We start from the raw sequence: 15,160 nt of genomic DNA, 5'->3' as shown, positions 1-15,160 counted from the left end.
GGCCATGTTGCGCTATCTCGCGCGTCGCATCGGCTATGCCGTGGTGCTGCTGCTGGCGGTGGTGACGCTTAACTTCGTGTTGATCCACATCTCGCCGGGCGATCCGGTCGAGACCATCGCCGGCTCCATGGGCGGCATCAGCGAGGAACTGCGGGCCCAGTTGCGCACCCAGTACGGGCTGGACCGGCCGTTCCTGGTTCAACTGGGGCTGTATCTGTCGCAGGTGGCGCGCGGCGACCTGGGCTATTCCTACTTCTTCAACCTGCCGGTGGCGCAGTTGATCTGGGAGCGGGTGCCGGCCACGCTGCTGCTGGTGCTGACGTCGGTGTCCAGCGCCTTCCTGGCGGGCACCGCGCTGGGGGCGCTGGCGGCGCGCAAGCCCAACGGGCCGCTGTCGCAGGGCATCACGCTGCTGTCGATCGTGGGCTATTCTGCGCCGGTGTTCTGGACCGGCATCATCCTGATCATCCTGTTCGCGTCGCTGCTGCCGTGGTTCCCGGTGTCGGACATGCGCTCGGCGGGCGGGCCCGAGGGCGGCTGGGCCGGCGCGCTGGACGTGCTGCACCACCTGGTGCTGCCGGCCTTCACGCTGGCCTTCGTGTACCTGGCGCAGTACAGCCGGCTGGCGCGCGCCAGCGTCATGGATGCGCTGGCGGCCGACTACATCCGCACCGCGCGCGCCAAGGGCCTGCCCGAGCGCACCGTGCTGTACCGGCACGCGCTGCGCAACGGCGTGCTGCCCGTGGTGACCATGCTCGGCCTGCAATTCGGCAACGTGCTGGCCGGCGCCATCCTGGTGGAAACGGTCTTCAACTGGCCGGGGCTGGGCCGGCTGGCGTTCGATTCCGTGCTGCGGCGCGACTATCCGACCCTGCTCGGCATCCTGCTGTTCGCGTCCCTGCTGGTGGTGGTGATGAACCAGCTTACCGACCTGGCCTACCGGCTGATCGATCCCAGGATAAAGACCTCATGAGCCACGTTCCTCCCGCCTTGTCCGGCGCGCCCGCGCCGGCGGCCGCCCGTGCGGCGCGGCCATCGTACGAAGCGCTGCGCGCGTTCGCCCGCAATCCGGGCGCGCTGATCGGCTTGCTGTTGCTGGCCGCCATCCTGGCGGTGGTGCTGATCGGCCCCCTGGTGATGCCGGCCGATCCCTTCGAGATCGCCAGCGCGCCGATGGAGCCGCCTGGCGGCGAGCTGCTGCTGGGCTCGGACTATATGGGCCGGGACGTGCTGACCGGCATCATCCATGGCGGGCGCGCCACCTTGCTGGTCGGCGTGGTGGCGGCGGTGCTGTCGATGGCCATCGGCATCACCGTGGGCGCGCTGGCCGGCTACTACGGCGGCTGGGTCGATGAAACGCTGATGCGCATCACCGAGTTCTTCCAGGTGCTGCCGGCGCTGTTGTTCGCCATGGTGCTGGTGACGCTGTTCTCGCCGTCGCTCGGCACCATCGCCGTGGCCATCGGCGTGGTTAGCTGGACCGCCACCGCGCGCCTGGCGCGCGGGGAATTCCTGAGCCTGAAGCGGCGCGAATACGTGCTGGCCGAAAGAGTGATCGGCTCCAGCAACGCGCGCATCATCTGGCGCGTGATCCTGCCCAACGCGCTGGCGCCGCTGATCGTCTCGGCCACGCTGGCCATCGGCACCGCCATCCTGTTCGAGGCGGGCCTGTCGTTCCTGGGGCTGGGCGATCCCAACGTGATGAGCTGGGGCCTGATGATCGGCAGCAACCGCCCCTACATCCTGACTGCCTGGTGGGCGGTGACGTTGCCGGGCGCGGCCATTTTCCTGACGGTGCTGGCGGTCAGCCTGATCGGCGACGGCCTGAACGATGCCCTCAATCCCAAGCTGGCCAGCAAACGGAGAAGCTGATGAGCGCCTTGCTTGAAGTCCGCGATCTCGGCGTGTCCGCCGCCCACGGCGGCCCGGTGGTGGTGCGCGGCGTGTCCTACACCGTCAACCGCAACGAAATCCTGTGCGTGGTGGGGGAGTCGGGATCGGGCAAGTCGGTCACCGCGCAGGCCATCATGGGCCTGCTGCCGCCGGATCAGTTGCGCGTGACCCAGGGCCGTATCCTGTACGACGGGCGCGACCTGGTCGGCCTGTCGGCGGCCGAATGGCAGGGGCTGCGCGGCCGCAGGTTCGGCATGGTGTTCCAGGAGCCCATGACCGCGCTCAATCCCGTCATGCGCGTGGGCCGGCAGGTGGAGGAGGTGCTGGCCTGGCACACGGACATGGACGCCGACGCGCGCAGGCAGCGGGTCCTGGAGCTGTTCGGTCAGGTGCTGCTGCCCGATCCCCGCGCCATGTACGCGGCCTTTCCATTCCAGTTGTCCGGCGGTCAGCGCCAGCGCGTGGTGATCGCGATGGCGCTGGCGCTGGAGCCGGACGTGTTGATCGCCGATGAGCCCACCACCGCGCTGGACGTGACCACGCAGGCGCAGATCCTGGCACTTATCAAGGACATCCAGCGGCGCATGGGGATCGGCGTCATTTTCATTACCCATGATTTTGGCGTGGTGGCCGACATTGCCGACCGCATCGTGGTGATGCGCCACGGCGCGGTGGTGGAGGCGGGCGCGGCCGCCGAGATCCTGAACCGGCCGCAACATCCCTACACCCGTCAATTGATCGCGGCGGTGCCGCACAAGCCCGAGGGCAAGGACGAGGCCGCCGCCACGCCGCCGCTGATGACCGTGGCCAAGCTGTGCAAGACCTACGTCACCGGAGGCCGCCGGGTCGAGGCATTGCGGGATATTTCGCTGGAGATCCGCCAGGGCGAGACCCTGGGGCTGGTGGGCGAATCGGGCTCGGGCAAGTCCACGCTCGGCAGCGCGCTGATCGGGCTGGTGGCGCCAGACAGCGGCAGTGTGCGCCTGGACGGCCGCGAACTGGTCGGCATGACGCCAAGGGATTTCCGGCCCTACCGGCGTCAGATCCAGATGGTGTTCCAGGACCCTTACGCTTCGCTCAACCCGCGCCAGCGCGTGATCGATTCGGTCGCGCAGGGGCCCATCGGCTTTGGCGAGAGCCGCCAGACCGCGCTGCGCGAGGCCCGCGAACTGCTGGCCCTGGTGGGACTGGGCGGCGACGCGGGGGAGCGCTATCCGCACCAGTTCTCGGGCGGCCAGCGCCAGCGGGTCGGCATCGCCCGCGCGCTGGCGCTCAAGCCGCGGCTGCTGGTGGCCGACGAGGCGGTCTCGGCGCTGGATGTGTCGATCCAGGCGCAGGTGCTGGACCTGCTCAAGACCATCAGCGGCCAGTTCGATCTGTCGGTGCTGTTCATCACGCACGACCTGCGCGTCGCGGCGCAGATCTGCGACCGCATCGCCGTGATGCGGCACGGGCAACTGGTGGAGCTGGACCGCGCCGCCACGATTTTCTACCACCCGCGACACGAATACACGCGCCGCCTGATCGATTCGGTGCCGGGCAAGGCCTGGAACAAGCCCGACCTTCAGGCGCTGTCGGACATCACGAACAGGAGCAAGCAGCATGCATGACGCCCCGCATCCGGGACCGGCGCAAGCCGCCCGCACCACCATTTTTGCCGCCCGCGCCATCCTGACGATGAACCCGGCCCAGCCGCGCGCCACGCACGTGGCGGTGCGCGACGGCCGCATCCTGGGCGTGGGCAGCCGCGAAGACCTGGCCGGTTGGGGACCCGCCGACCTGGACGAGCGCTACGCCGACCACGTCCTGATGCCGGGGCTGGTGGAGGGGCACTGCCATCTGCCGGAAGGGGGCATGTGGCAGTTTGCCTACGTCGGCTACTACGACCGCCGCGGGCCCGACGGCCGCGTGTGGCCGGGCCTGCGAAGCTTCGCGGCGGTGGCCGCGCGCCTGCGGGAATTCGCCGCCGGCCTGGCGCCGGAACAGACACTGATCGGCTGGGGCTTCGATCCCATTTTCTTCGGCGGCCAGCGCATGAGCGTGCGCGACCTGGACGCGGTGTCGGCCGACCGGCCGGTGGTGGTGATGCACGCCAGCATGCATCTCATGAATGTGAACACGCCGATGCTGGCCCGTGCCGACATCGACCGCGATACGGATATCGAAGGCATCAGCCGCTTCGCCGACGGCCAGCCCAGCGGCGAGCTGTGCGAATTCGCCGCCATGTTTCCGGTGATGCGGCTGATCGGCAATCCGTTCCGCACCGTGGGCCTGTCGGAAAACGGCCTGCGCATGTTCGGCAAGGTGGCGCAGTGGGCCGGCGTCACCACCGCCACGGATCTCGTCAACGAACTGGGCGACGAGGGCCTGGCGACGCTGGCGCGGGTCACGGCCGAGCCCGACTATCCGGTGCGCATCGTGCCAGCGGCGTCGGCGCTGACCTACGCCGGCGACCCGGCCGCCTGCCTGGCGAAGCTGCGCGAGGCGGGCCGGCTCAATCATGGCAAGCTGCGCCTGGGCATGGTCAAGCTGGTGGTGGACGGCTCCATCCAGGGCTTCACCGCCAGGGTGCGCTGGCCGGGCTATTACAACGGCGCGCCCAACGGTATCTGGGTGATCGCGCCGGGCGAGCTGGACGGTCTGGTGCAGGCCTATCACGACGCCGGCGCGCAGTTGCACATCCACACCAATGGCGACGAAGCCACTGAGCTGGCGATCGACGCCATCGACCGCGCCTTGCGCCGCAGCCCGAGGCGCGATCACCGCCACACGCTGCAGCATTGCCAGATGGCCGATGCCGCCCAGTTCCGCCGCATGGCCAGCCTGGGCATGTGCGTGAACCTGTTCGCCAACCACATTTTCTATTGGGGCGACGCCCACCATGCCCTGACCATGGGGCCGGACCGCGCCAATCGCATGGACGCCTGCGCCTCGGCCGCGCGCGCGGGCGTGCCGTTCGCCATCCACTCGGATGCGCCCATCACGCCGCTGGGGCCGCTGTTCACCGCCTGGTGCGCCGTCAACCGCCAGACCGCCTCGGGCCGGGTGCTGGGCGAGTCCGAGCGCATCAGCGTCGAGGCGGCGTTGCATGCCATCACCCTGGGCGCGGCCTACACACTGCACATGGACCACCTGGTCGGCTCGATCGAGGTCGGCAAGCACGCCGATTTCTGCGTGCTGCGCGACGATCCGCTGGACGTGCCGCCGCAACGGCTCAAGGACATCGAGGTGCTCGGCACGGTCATCGGCGGCCGGCCGTTGGCGCTCCAGGCCGCCTGACATGGCGCGCATCCCGCTGACGGTGGTGGGCGGTTTCCTGGGCGCCGGCAAGACCACCTTGCTGAACCACGTGCTGGCGACCGGCCGCCGCCGCGCCGCGGTGCTGGTCAACGATTTCGGGCCGGTCGATATCGACGCCGGCCTGCTGGCCGAGCGCGCCGACAACGTGATCCGGCTGGCCAACGGTTGCGTCTGTTGTTCGATGGCGGGCGGCCTGGACGACGCGCTGGCGCGGGTGCTGGCGCTGGACCCAGCGCCCGAATGGATCGTGATCGAGGCCAGCGGCGTTTCCGACCCCGGGCGCATCGCGCAGGTGGGCCTGTCGGATCCGCTGCTGCAACTGGAGGCGGTGGTGGTGCTGGTGGACGCCGGCGCCATCCGCGAGACGCTTGCCGATCCGCTGCTGGCCGACACGGCGCAACGCCAATTGCGCGCCGCCGACCTGCTGGTGCTGAACAAGACGGACCTGTTGCCCGCCGCCGCGTTGCCGGCGCTGCGCGACTGGCTGCGGACGCAGGCGGGCGGGGCGCCGATCGTAACGACGCGCGAGGCGCGGGTGGAGCTGGGCGCCTTGCTCGGCGCGGGCGATCGCGGCCATGAAACCTGCGCGGCGCATTGCTGCGATCCGGCGCACCGCCACGCGGCGGCCGGACCGGCGCACGCCATGGACGCCGACGAGCCGCAACATCCGTTCCAGAGCTGGCTCTGGCCCGCGCCCGCCATGCTGCATGCCGACCGCCTGGCCGATGCGCTGCGGCAGTTGCCGCGCCATTGGCTGCGGGCCAAGGGCTGGGTGCGCACCGAACGCCATGGCTGGGTGCTGGTGCAACTGGCCGGACGCCGGGTGCGCTTCGATACGCGGGCGGCGCGCCCCGCCGGGGTGCGTTCGCCGTCGCTGGTATTCATCGGCATGCGCGGCACGGCGCAAGTCGATGAATTGGACGCGCGGCTGGCGCCCGCCGCCGAGTCAGGCGCCACGTCAGGCGCTACGTGAGGCGTCGTGAAGGCAGACGCCGCGCCGGCGGGGCCGTTCTGGTGCAAGCGATTTGCCGCGTCTGGTTCTAGACCCTGCCCAGGCCCCCCGCGTACCTTGGGCATGGAGCCTGGGCGCACGTCGCGCCCGGCGATCGAGGAGGGTAGGCAATGCAAAAGACCGTCACCGTGGACATGCTGGCCGAGTTCGCGGCCGCATGGAACCGCCACGATATCGACGCCCTGATGTCCTTCATGAGCGAGGACTGCGTCTTTGAAACGGTGGGGGGCCCCGAGCGCTGGGGCGCCCGGCACAGCGGCCGCGAGGCGGTCCGCGCCGCTTTCGAAGCGGCCTGGAAGAACTTCCCGGATGCGCAGTGGAACAACGGCCGCCACTGGGTGGCGGGCGAGCGCGGCGTGTCGGAATGCACCTTCACCGGCACGGCCGCGGACGGCTCGCGGGTCGAGGCCGACATGGTCGACGTGTTCACCTTCCAGGACGGCAAGATCCGCGTCAAGAATGCCTTCCGCAAGCAACGCCCGGCCTTGCCGGCCCGCGCCTGAGCCGACGCCGCCACCGGACACCGCCCCATGGATGCCGCTATGTCTTCCGATCCGTCGAATACCGCCGGTACCCTCATCGACCCCGACGGCATGCCGGCCGCGCCGCCCGCCGCCAGCCCGGCCGCCAACGCCTACGATCCGCTCTACGATCCGCTGGTGTCGGGGCCGGGACGCGGGCAGGAATACGCGCCAACCTACTGGGTCGACACGGCCGGGCCGCCGCCCGCGGACGACGGCCCGATCCAGGGCGACATCGAGGCCGACGTGGTCATCGTCGGCTCGGGGTTCACCGGCCTGTCGGCGGCGCTGGCGCTGGCGCGCGACTACGGCGTGCGCGCGGTGGTGCTGGAGGCCAACCGCGCCGTGTGGGGCTGCACCAGCCGTAACGGCGGGCAAGGGCAGAACGCCTCGGGGCGGCTGTACCGCTCGCAATGGATCGAACGCTGGGGGCTGGATGTCGCGCGGCGCCTGGACGCCGAGATCCACGAGGGCTTCGATTACTGGAAGAGCCTGGTGGCGCAGATCGATTGCGACGCGCAACCCGGCGGCCATCTGTACACCGCGCATCGCGAGAAGAAGATGGCCTTCCTGCGCAACGAGGCGCGCGTGATGCGCGAACTGTTCGGCTACGACACGCACATGCTGACCAAGGCGGAACTGCGCGAGCGCTACGTCGACGACCACGAGGCGGTCGGGGCCTTGCACGAGCCGGACGGCATCGGCGTGCATCCGTTGAAACTGGCCTATGGCTACATGCGCCAGGCCCGCGCGCTGGGCGCGCGCGTCCATCCCGGCAGCCCGGTGTCGGGATGGAGCGAGGAGGGCGGCGGCTACCGGCTGCATACGCCGGGCGGCACGGTGCGCGCCAGGCGGGTGGCCTTCGCCACCGGCGGCTATACGGCGCAAGGGGTGAACGGCCTGCTCGACAACCGCATCATGCCGATCCTGTCCAATTCCATGGTGACCCGGGTGCTGACGCCGGACGAACGCGCCCGCGCCGGCCTCAAGAGCACGGTATTCATCACCGACACGCGCACGCTGCGCTTCTATTACCGGCTGCTGCCGGACGGCCGCATGCAGATCGGTAGCCGCAGCGCGTTGCGCGGCGCCGACGCGCAGCATCCGCGCCACCTGGCGCTGCTGCGGGAAGGGCTGGCGCGCAAGTTCCCGTCGCTGCGCGGCATCGAACTGGACTATGCATGGACGGGCTGGGTCGACGTCAGCCACGACATGATGCCGCGCATCACCCAGCCGGACCCGGCGCGGCAGGTTTATTACGCCTTCGGCTATGGCGGCAACGGCGTGTCGTTCTCGGCCCATGCGGGTCGCCGCCTGGCGCAGCGCATGATGGGCCAGGACGGCCTGTCGTGGAACCTGCCGATCTATGACTCGCCGCTGCCCGGGCACCTGTTCGCGCCGTTTCGCCGGCTGGGACAGGCGTTGCTGTATCGCTGGTATTACCTGCGCGACGAAGTGCTGTAGCGGCGGGGGCGTGGCGCGGAACGCGCCCGGACCATCGGCGAAGCCGGGCCGGGCGCGGTGGGCCGCGTTCAGAAAGGGGCGCGCTCAGAACTGATAACGCACGCCGATCTGGCCGTTGTAGTCGTGCTTGAGCTTGCCGGCGAAACTGCTTTCCACCTGGCTGTAGAGGCGCCAGTTGGCGGACAGCCTGGCGTTCAGCGACAGGTTCACCAGATAGCGGCTGTCGTCCGCCATCGGCTTGCGCAGCACGTCGTCCGGATTGCCGTTGTTCACGATGTCGACGCTGCCGCCGCGCCGCAGGTTCTGCAGCCGGAACAATCCGGCGGACACGGCCAGCGCCTGTTGCTCATCGGACTGCAGGTTCAGGCCGACGGCCGCGCCGATCTTGGCGTAGACCGGCCGGCTGGCATTGACGCGCACATCGACGCTGTCTTTGCCGCCATGCAGGGTGTAGCCGCTGGTGGCGCCCGCGACGACTTCGGCCGATGGCTCGATGAAGGCGCTGCCGTTGAACAGGTTCTGCCGCCATCCCGCCTGCACGCTGGCCAGCAGCGAGGTCGAGCGCGCACCTCGCGCGCCGATGTCCAGTTGGCCCGGGAACTGGTAGGTCTGGTTGGTTTTCAGGTACTTGGCGACGACGTCGATGAACGGGCCGTCCTCGTGGATCAGGGCGTAGTAGAGACCGATGCCGCCCGTGGTGTGCCGCTCCGACAACTGGCCTTCGCCCTGGCCGGAACCCTGTGTGTAGCTGCCCATGATGCCGTATAGCTGCCTGCCCTGCTTGCGGTCGAGGCCGAATTGCAGCGTGGTGTGCTTCAGGCGGATCTGCTGGTAGTCGGCCCGTCCATGGCTGGTCTTGATCCAGAGTCCGGCGTCTTCATTGAGCTGGCGCACGTCGCCCAGGCGCTTGTCGAGCTGGTTGGTTTCGAGCACGAAGGCGACGCGCGGCAGGCTGGCCAACGCGCCGGTGCGGTCGATCTGCCGGCGCACCTCGGTGATCTGTCGGATGGTGCTTTCGTCCGCCGCGACGCCCGCCTGTCCCAGGCGCTTGATGATTTCCTCGCGCGACCGCAGGCTGTCCAGCTCGGTCAGCCTCAACGACACGGCCGTGAACAGCGACAGGCCGGGCCTGGCCTGCGCGCCGCCGCCGGCATCCGGGGTGACGACAAGGACGGGATCGTCGGCGGGCTGTGGCGCGGGTTCGGTTGCGGCGGTATCGCCGGGGGCTTCAGGTGAGCCGGAGGAATCGCCCGTTTGCGGCGTGTCGGTGGCGCCGGGGTTGGTGGCGGGGCCGGGATCGCCATCGGGCGCGGCCCCGTCGCCGGGACTGGCGCCGCCGCCCTGCGGCGTCTCGATATCCGGCATTTCGGCGGGCTTTTCTACCGGCGGTTCCGCAGGTTTTTCGACTGGCGGGTCAGCGGGCTTTTCGGCCGGCGGGTCGGCGGGCTTTTCGACCGGCGTGTCGGCAGGTTTTTCGACTGGCGGGTCAGCAGGTTTTTCGACCGGCGGGTCAGCGGGCCTTTCAACCGCCCTGTACGCCAACTGCCATTTTTTCTCCGTGTCGGTGCTGACGATTTCAAGGTTGGGTACGTAGACGGTCAGGCCCTGCGTGACCGAACCGGTCTTGAAATAGCTGTCGGCCGTGCCCACGGGCGCGGACGCCAGCAGCAGACTGCCGCTGGCGTTGTCCGGCACCTCGCCACGAACCAGGAGCGTGAGGTCCAGGCTGTTGTCATCGCCCAGCGCCTCGGTAGCGACGTGGATGCTGTCGCTTGCGCCGTCCTGGGGCCGCGCGGTCAGGGCGAAATGCACGCCGCTGGCGTTCAGGGTGTCGGTTTGCAGGGTGCGCGGCGTCCAGTCGGCCGCCTGGGGCCGGGACAGCTCCACGCGGCCGCCCGTCGGCAAATGCAGCGCGTCGAACTGGCGATCCTGGCTCAAACGCCAGGGGGCGTCGCCGCGCATACTGATGAACCACCATTGCCGCTGGTCGCCGTCATGGCTGACCGCGAGGCCGCCGAGCCACGGGTTGGTGTCCTCGCTGGCGCCGGCCGTGCCATGGATGTCGGCCCGCTCCAGTTGAAACAGGTCAGCCGGCGCAGAGGAGGGGGCGCTCAGCAACAGGTCTTCGCGCGCGACTGGCGCGGCGCTGGCGGGGCGGTCGCCGAAGTCGGTGATCCGCAAGCGGTTGCCGCTGCCGCTCAGCCCGGTGGTGATAATCAGGCGGTCATGATCGCCGCCATTCGGATCGACCCGCAAGGCAAACGTGCTGTCCGTCGCGGCGACGGTGTCGGCTGTGAGGGTGTAGGCGGACGGGCTTACCGCCGTTGGCGACAAAATGCCGGCCACGTCGGGGCCGGACTGCGCCCGCGCCATGAATCCATTCCGGGTCTGGGTCATGTCGTCGAAGCTCAACAGCGCCTGGGTCGCCTGGAGTTGTTTCAGCGTGGAATCGCCCGTGACGATCCAGTGGGCCTTTTCCTGGATCCGCATGCTGGCCTGCGCCGCGTTCACGCTTCCCGCGTAGATCGTTTCCGGCGCGTCGGCCGTGGCCGAGGCGCCCAGCGTGATGCGGCTGGCGGCCGGGCTGGACAGGTCGCTGAACGAATGGCTGCCCGGCGCCAGATACAGGTTCGCATTGTCGCCCTGCAACGCGATGGCCTGGGTGAAGTAATGGGCCGGGCCCGCGGACGCGCCGGACAACGTCAGCGCCGCGCCGTCCGCCAGCGTGACGGCGCCGTCGTCGTACCAGCCGCCCGAGGCCTTGAGATGCGCGCCGCGTTCCAGCGTCAAGGGACTGCCGGCGAACCGGCTGTGACCTGTCAGCGCCGCCTGATCGGAAAGCACGCTGACGGCGCTGCCGCTGGCGTCGATGGCGCCAGCGAACAATTCGCGGATTTCCAGCGTGGAACTGTCCTGCAAGGTGACCTTTCCGTGGTAGCTGCTCCTGTCGGCGTCCGTGGCGGCGATGGAGGTGCCCCGTTCCGGTTCCTGCGCCAATGGGCCGCCGTCGTTCTTGTTGATATACAGCGACGGGCTGCCCAGGATGACCCGCGCGCGGCGCGCGTCGATGTCGCCCTGCAGCGTGGCGTTGCGCGCCAGGCGGAAAGTGCTGTCCGTCAGCGCCAGTTTGCCGAGGGTGAAATGGCGCGTTTCCCAATCCGGCTGGTCGAACGATACGGATTGGGTCAGGACCGAATCATCGCCGATATCCCGCAGCATCTGGGCGACATCCGGCGTATTGGTGGCATGGATGACGGGATGCCCCTGGAAAACCACTTCGCCCTGGCGCGCGCTGACGGCGTTGTCGCCAATGGCAATGTCGCCGTCGGCGATGAAGGCCGTGTTTGCCTGGTTGACGATGTCGACGTCGAGATTGTCTTTCAGGGATCCGGCAAAAATGAATGCCGTGCGAGGGGGAAAGTACTCCCGCTTGCGCGCATTCGCGATTTCCAGCGCGGGATCCAGGAATTGTCCGGCGTATTCCCAATAATCGTCGCTGGCTTGGGAAGCCGTGGAGGGAACGGTGGCGAAGCTGTTCTGCTTCAAGACAAAAAAGCTGAGGCCGCGCTTGTACAGGTCGCCCCGCGATCCGGTGCCCGCGCGCGACGGCATGATGATGTAGTCGGTGACGGCAGCGGGGCCGACCGGGCTCAGGTTGACCGTCACGCCGGCCTTTCGGGCGGCGTGGTTGGCGATCGTGGCGCCATGGTCCAGGGCGTTGTCGGCGAGCTGGTTGAACGTGATGTCGTTGCCGTTGATGTCCAGCACGCCGCCGCGCGCGCCCCACTGGATGCGGTCGGGATTGACCTGCCTGGCGTCGCCCAGCACGACTTCGGCGCGGCCGCTGGCAATGGTGATGCCGGCGAATGCCTGGACCTTGTCGTCAGCGCCTGGCTGTTGCGCGAGGATGACCTTGCCCTCACCCACGCGCAGGCCGCCCGGGTTGACGCCGGTGCCGCCGATGGCCAGGGTGCCGGCGCCGATCTTGTGCAGGTTGTCGCCGGCTACGCCATTGACGTTCCACGCGACCGTGACGTCCTGCTTCACGTCGATGCCCGCGCCCATCCAGGTCTGGTTCGTGTCGGGGGAAACGGTGTAGTCGTTGTGGAAAGTCAGCGCGCCGGCGCCCTGGTTGACCGAGTCTTTCAGGCGGATCTGGCCCGCGCCCGTGCCGCTCGCGGTGCGAAAGGCGAGGTTCTTTCCCGCATCCAGGCCAGGGAAGTCCAGCGCGCTGTTGGCCAGCGCAAACGTCGGCGACTTCTTGTAGCCGTGCATGGCGTAGGCGGGGCCGGCGGTCTGTTGCAGGGCGCCCGTGCCTTGCGTACTGTCGAAGGTCCAGGCCAGCGCCCCGTTGCCGGCCGTGTGGATGACGTCCGGATCGTTGTCCTTCTTGAGAATGCCGTCGATGAAGTCATCGGGCAGGTGCGACCAATAGACGTAGCTGCCCTGTTCGGACATTTTCAGGTCCGCCGCCGTGCCGGCGACCACCCATTGTGCCTTCGCGGCGTCCCAGGCAAACAGGGGGGAGCCGCTGTCGCCTTGCTCCACGTATGACGGCAGCAGGCCCTTGTCTCCCTGGGCGATGACGAAAGTCTCATTCGACCAGGTCGGCGTCACCATGCCGCCCGTCGCCCATCGGTAGGCATAGCCGAGATAGTGCTCGCCGTCCTTGAGGGGCTTATTGGCAGGGTTGGGATCTTCCCCCGCCATGTTGACGCCCAGGTCTGGATTCGGGCCGACGAACTGGATACCCATGCCGACGCGGTAGAACAACGGAAACTGTTGGCGCTGCGCCTCTGTCCAGCGATCCTTGTCGTTGCCGTCCAGCGCCGGCACCGGCGCCCGCGCCACCACGGACCTGGCGATGGGCGCGACGTCAGTCACCAGTTTGCTCATGCGGGTAAGGTCGAAATCCCATTCCTGGGTGTAATCGCGGATCGCATGATAGTTGGGATGCAAGTCTCTCCTGACCTGCGAGTACACCGTGCCGCCGAAGCGGGCCTCGTCGTGATCGACGTTGTGCGCCACGCCCACGGCGTATTGGGGCGCGATCAGGGTTTCAATGGCGCGGTCGTTGCTGACGCTGGAAAAATCGATGAACGGGATGGCGGCGCTTGTATCGCCGCGCAGCGTGCCATCCTTGTTGAGGATGGGAATGCCCAGGGCGCCGGGCTGGAAAGCCCCCTTGTTCTCGGCGAAATCGCGGTAGGTCTGGTAGGGAATGTCGATGCTGACGTAGCTGGCGCAGGCCGCGCCCGGCAAGAGGGCGGCGGCCAGCAGGGGCAGGCAGGCCGCGAGCGCCGCGCGCCGGCCTTGCCCGCGAGCGCGCCGGGTGGCGCCGATGGTCGAGCCCCGCTTGCGCGCGCCGCAGACTTCGGAGACCGGGACCAGCAGGTTTTGATGGTTGTACTTGAGCGAGTGGATCTTGTTCATGAGGAGAGGGGGCATGCGCCAATGGAAAGCGCAGGGGCGGGCATCGGGGGGGGCGGTCGGCATCGCCTCGAGCAGGCGAAGGGTGTTTGCCGGGCCGCGCATCGTGGGATGGGATTGAACTTGAGTTTGGCGAGCCTGGCGTCGCAATCGTCGATAAATCAGACGGCTTCAACCTCACGCCATCGGACCAGCGGATGCGACCGAATTCCTGGTAATGTTCTGCAACCCTGGAACCTCCCGTTTGCAGAGATGCGTCGCCCGCCGCTTGCCATGCCGTCGCCCCGCGCCAATCCGCCATGCCTCGAGCCGCGCGCGGCCGCCGCCCTGTTGGGCGACCGATTGCCCGCGCGGCTGCTGATGCCTTATCTATTGGCGGCGCTGGCGCTGGCGATCGCCTATGGCGCCAGCTTCCTGCTGGTCGATGCCTTGCGCGCGGCCGGCTTTGACGCGGCCGATGCCGGCACCGTCATCAGCATTGGCACGGTGGCGACACTGATCGGGGCGGGCGGGGCTGGCAGGCTTGCGCAGCGCGCCGGCATCCTGCCCGTGATCGCGGCGGCCGCGGTGGTCATGGCGCTGGCGATGGCCTGCTTTGCCGTGGTTGGCACGGCCGGCATCGGGATGGCCTATGCCGGCGGCGTGCTGCTGGGGCTGGGATGGGCGCTGTTCTACATGCTGGCGCCGATCCAGTTGATCCATTGCCTGAAGCCGGCGGCCCGGCTGGAGGCCCTGACCCTGTTGTCCGGTTCGCAGATGCTGGGTCTGGGGCTGGCCGCGCCGCTCGGCCATTTCCTGGCGGACAGGTTCGGCGGCGCCGCGTTCGCCTTTGCCGTCTATGCGGCGCTCTGCGTCGTGGCGGTCGCGGTGGCGTGGGGACTGCGGCGTCCGCTGGCGCGCCTGCCGCAACTGCCGCTGGACGCCGTGGCGCTGACGCCGCCGGCGATGGCGCGGGTGCTGGGATCCCGGGTCGCGTTGCCGGTCCTGATGATGGCCTTGTCCGCCTGTACGTTTGCCGGTTTGTCCACTTTCCAGAGCCTGTACGCGCGCCCCTTGCGGTTGACGCCGGATACGTTCTTCCTGACCTTCACGCTGACTACGGTGGCGCTGCGCTTTTCGGTGGCTTCGCTCATCGGCAAGCTGCCGTTGCGGCCGCTGGCGCTGTGCCTGTTCCTGTTGACCCTGGCGGGCATCGCGCTGCTGGCGCTGAACCCCGGCAGCGTCTGGCTCTATGTCGGCGCCACCGTGCTGTTCGCCACTGGCTATGGCCTGACGTATTCGACCCTGAACGCGATGGTCGTCAACCTGGCCGGCGAGTCGAACCTTTCCATTCCGGTGGCGTCGCAGGTATTCACCCTGGGCTACTTCGCCGGGGCGTTCGGCTTTCCGTACGTCGCGGGCAGGCTGATCGCCGCCCACGGCATCGGCTTCGCGTTGGCCGCGATGATGGCGCTGGTCGCGGTCAACATCGCGATCATCGGCGTGGTGCTGCTGCGGGGCCGCCAGGGCTGACCGTCGCGGCGTTCGCGCCGGGCGGCGT

Annotated in this window: 9 protein-coding genes; 8 read left to right on the top strand and 1 reads right to left on the bottom strand. The window is 68.8% G+C overall.

The genetic code is table 11. The features are described 5' to 3' along the window. Positions 1-4: 4 nt before the first annotated feature. The 7 genes from HV783_RS17665 to HV783_RS17635 all read left to right on the top strand — a co-directional run bounded on the left by HV783_RS17665 (position 5) and on the right by HV783_RS17635 (position 8,190). Positions 5-973 carry an ABC transporter permease gene (locus tag HV783_RS17665; protein WP_175189583.1) on the top strand — a complete coding sequence of 323 codons (969 nt, stop codon included), beginning with the start codon at positions 5-7 and terminating at the stop codon, positions 971-973. Next, on the top strand, positions 970-1,872 hold the full coding sequence (locus tag HV783_RS17660; RefSeq protein ID WP_049074140.1) for an ABC transporter permease: 903 nt from the start codon (positions 970-972) through the stop codon (positions 1,870-1,872). The genes HV783_RS17665 and HV783_RS17660 overlap by 4 nt, the downstream gene beginning before the upstream one ends. After that, on the top strand, positions 1,872-3,503 hold the full coding sequence (locus tag HV783_RS17655; RefSeq protein ID WP_175189582.1) for a dipeptide ABC transporter ATP-binding protein: 1,632 nt from the start codon (positions 1,872-1,874) through the stop codon (positions 3,501-3,503). The genes HV783_RS17660 and HV783_RS17655 overlap by 1 nt, the downstream gene beginning before the upstream one ends. Beyond that, complete coding sequence (locus HV783_RS17650; RefSeq protein ID WP_175189581.1) at positions 3,496-5,172, top strand: amidohydrolase; 1,677 nt, start codon at positions 3,496-3,498, stop codon at positions 5,170-5,172. Before HV783_RS17655 ends, HV783_RS17650 begins: the two co-directional genes overlap by 8 nt. Position 5,173: 1 nt before the next feature. Next, positions 5,174-6,166 (top strand): CobW family GTP-binding protein, encoded by a 993-nt coding sequence (locus HV783_RS17645; RefSeq protein ID WP_175189580.1) that lies wholly within the window; start codon positions 5,174-5,176, stop codon positions 6,164-6,166. 149 nt (positions 6,167-6,315) lie between these two features. Next, positions 6,316-6,708, top strand: coding sequence for a nuclear transport factor 2 family protein (locus HV783_RS17640; RefSeq protein ID WP_064526043.1), 393 nt, complete (start codon positions 6,316-6,318; stop codon positions 6,706-6,708). A 90-nt stretch (positions 6,709-6,798) separates the two neighbouring features. Next, positions 6,799-8,190, top strand: a complete 1,392-nt coding sequence (locus HV783_RS17635) for an NAD(P)/FAD-dependent oxidoreductase (RefSeq protein WP_081273532.1) — start codon at positions 6,799-6,801, stop codon at positions 8,188-8,190. An 84-nt stretch (positions 8,191-8,274) separates the two neighbouring features. Here HV783_RS17635 and HV783_RS17630 read toward each other — a convergent pair whose 3' ends face one another. Next, complete coding sequence (locus HV783_RS17630) at positions 8,275-13,638, bottom strand: S6 family peptidase (protein ID WP_254603930.1); 5,364 nt, start codon at positions 13,636-13,638, stop codon at positions 8,275-8,277. Positions 13,639-13,893: 255 nt separating this feature from the next. Here HV783_RS17630 and HV783_RS17625 point away from each other — a divergent pair, with 255 nt between their 5' ends. Further along, positions 13,894-15,132: an MFS transporter gene (locus tag HV783_RS17625; protein ID WP_175189579.1), complete on the top strand. Its 1,239-nt coding sequence runs from the start codon at positions 13,894-13,896 to the stop codon at positions 15,130-15,132. The last annotated feature ends 28 nt before the right edge of the window (positions 15,133-15,160 follow it).

The sequence above is a fragment of the Achromobacter dolens genome (assembly GCF_902859745.1).
GTDB lineage: Bacteria > Pseudomonadota > Gammaproteobacteria > Burkholderiales > Burkholderiaceae_B > Achromobacter > Achromobacter dolens.
The sequence above is the reverse complement of the archived record's forward strand: the minus strand, read 5'-3'. Positions and strand labels throughout refer to the sequence as shown.

Excerpts from the sequence above, each read along its gene's own strand:
- HV783_RS17665 (WP_175189583.1), top strand. The coding sequence starts at position 5 with ATGTTGCGCTATCTCGCGCGTCGCATCGGCTATGCCGTGGTGCTGCTG.
- HV783_RS17660 (WP_049074140.1), top strand. The coding sequence starts at position 970 with ATGAGCCACGTTCCTCCCGCCTTGTCCGGCGCGCCCGCGCCGGCGGCC.
- HV783_RS17655 (WP_175189582.1), top strand. The coding sequence starts at position 1,872 with ATGAGCGCCTTGCTTGAAGTCCGCGATCTCGGCGTGTCCGCCGCCCAC.
- HV783_RS17650 (WP_175189581.1), top strand. The coding sequence starts at position 3,496 with ATGCATGACGCCCCGCATCCGGGACCGGCGCAAGCCGCCCGCACCACC.
- HV783_RS17645 (WP_175189580.1), top strand. The coding sequence starts at position 5,174 with ATGGCGCGCATCCCGCTGACGGTGGTGGGCGGTTTCCTGGGCGCCGGC.
- HV783_RS17640 (WP_064526043.1), top strand. The coding sequence starts at position 6,316 with ATGCAAAAGACCGTCACCGTGGACATGCTGGCCGAGTTCGCGGCCGCA.
- HV783_RS17635 (WP_081273532.1), top strand. The coding sequence starts at position 6,799 with ATGCCGGCCGCGCCGCCCGCCGCCAGCCCGGCCGCCAACGCCTACGAT.
- HV783_RS17630 (WP_254603930.1), bottom strand. The coding sequence starts at position 13,638 with ATGCCCCCTCTCCTCATGAACAAGATCCACTCGCTCAAGTACAACCAT.
- HV783_RS17625 (WP_175189579.1), top strand. The coding sequence starts at position 13,894 with ATGCCGTCGCCCCGCGCCAATCCGCCATGCCTCGAGCCGCGCGCGGCC.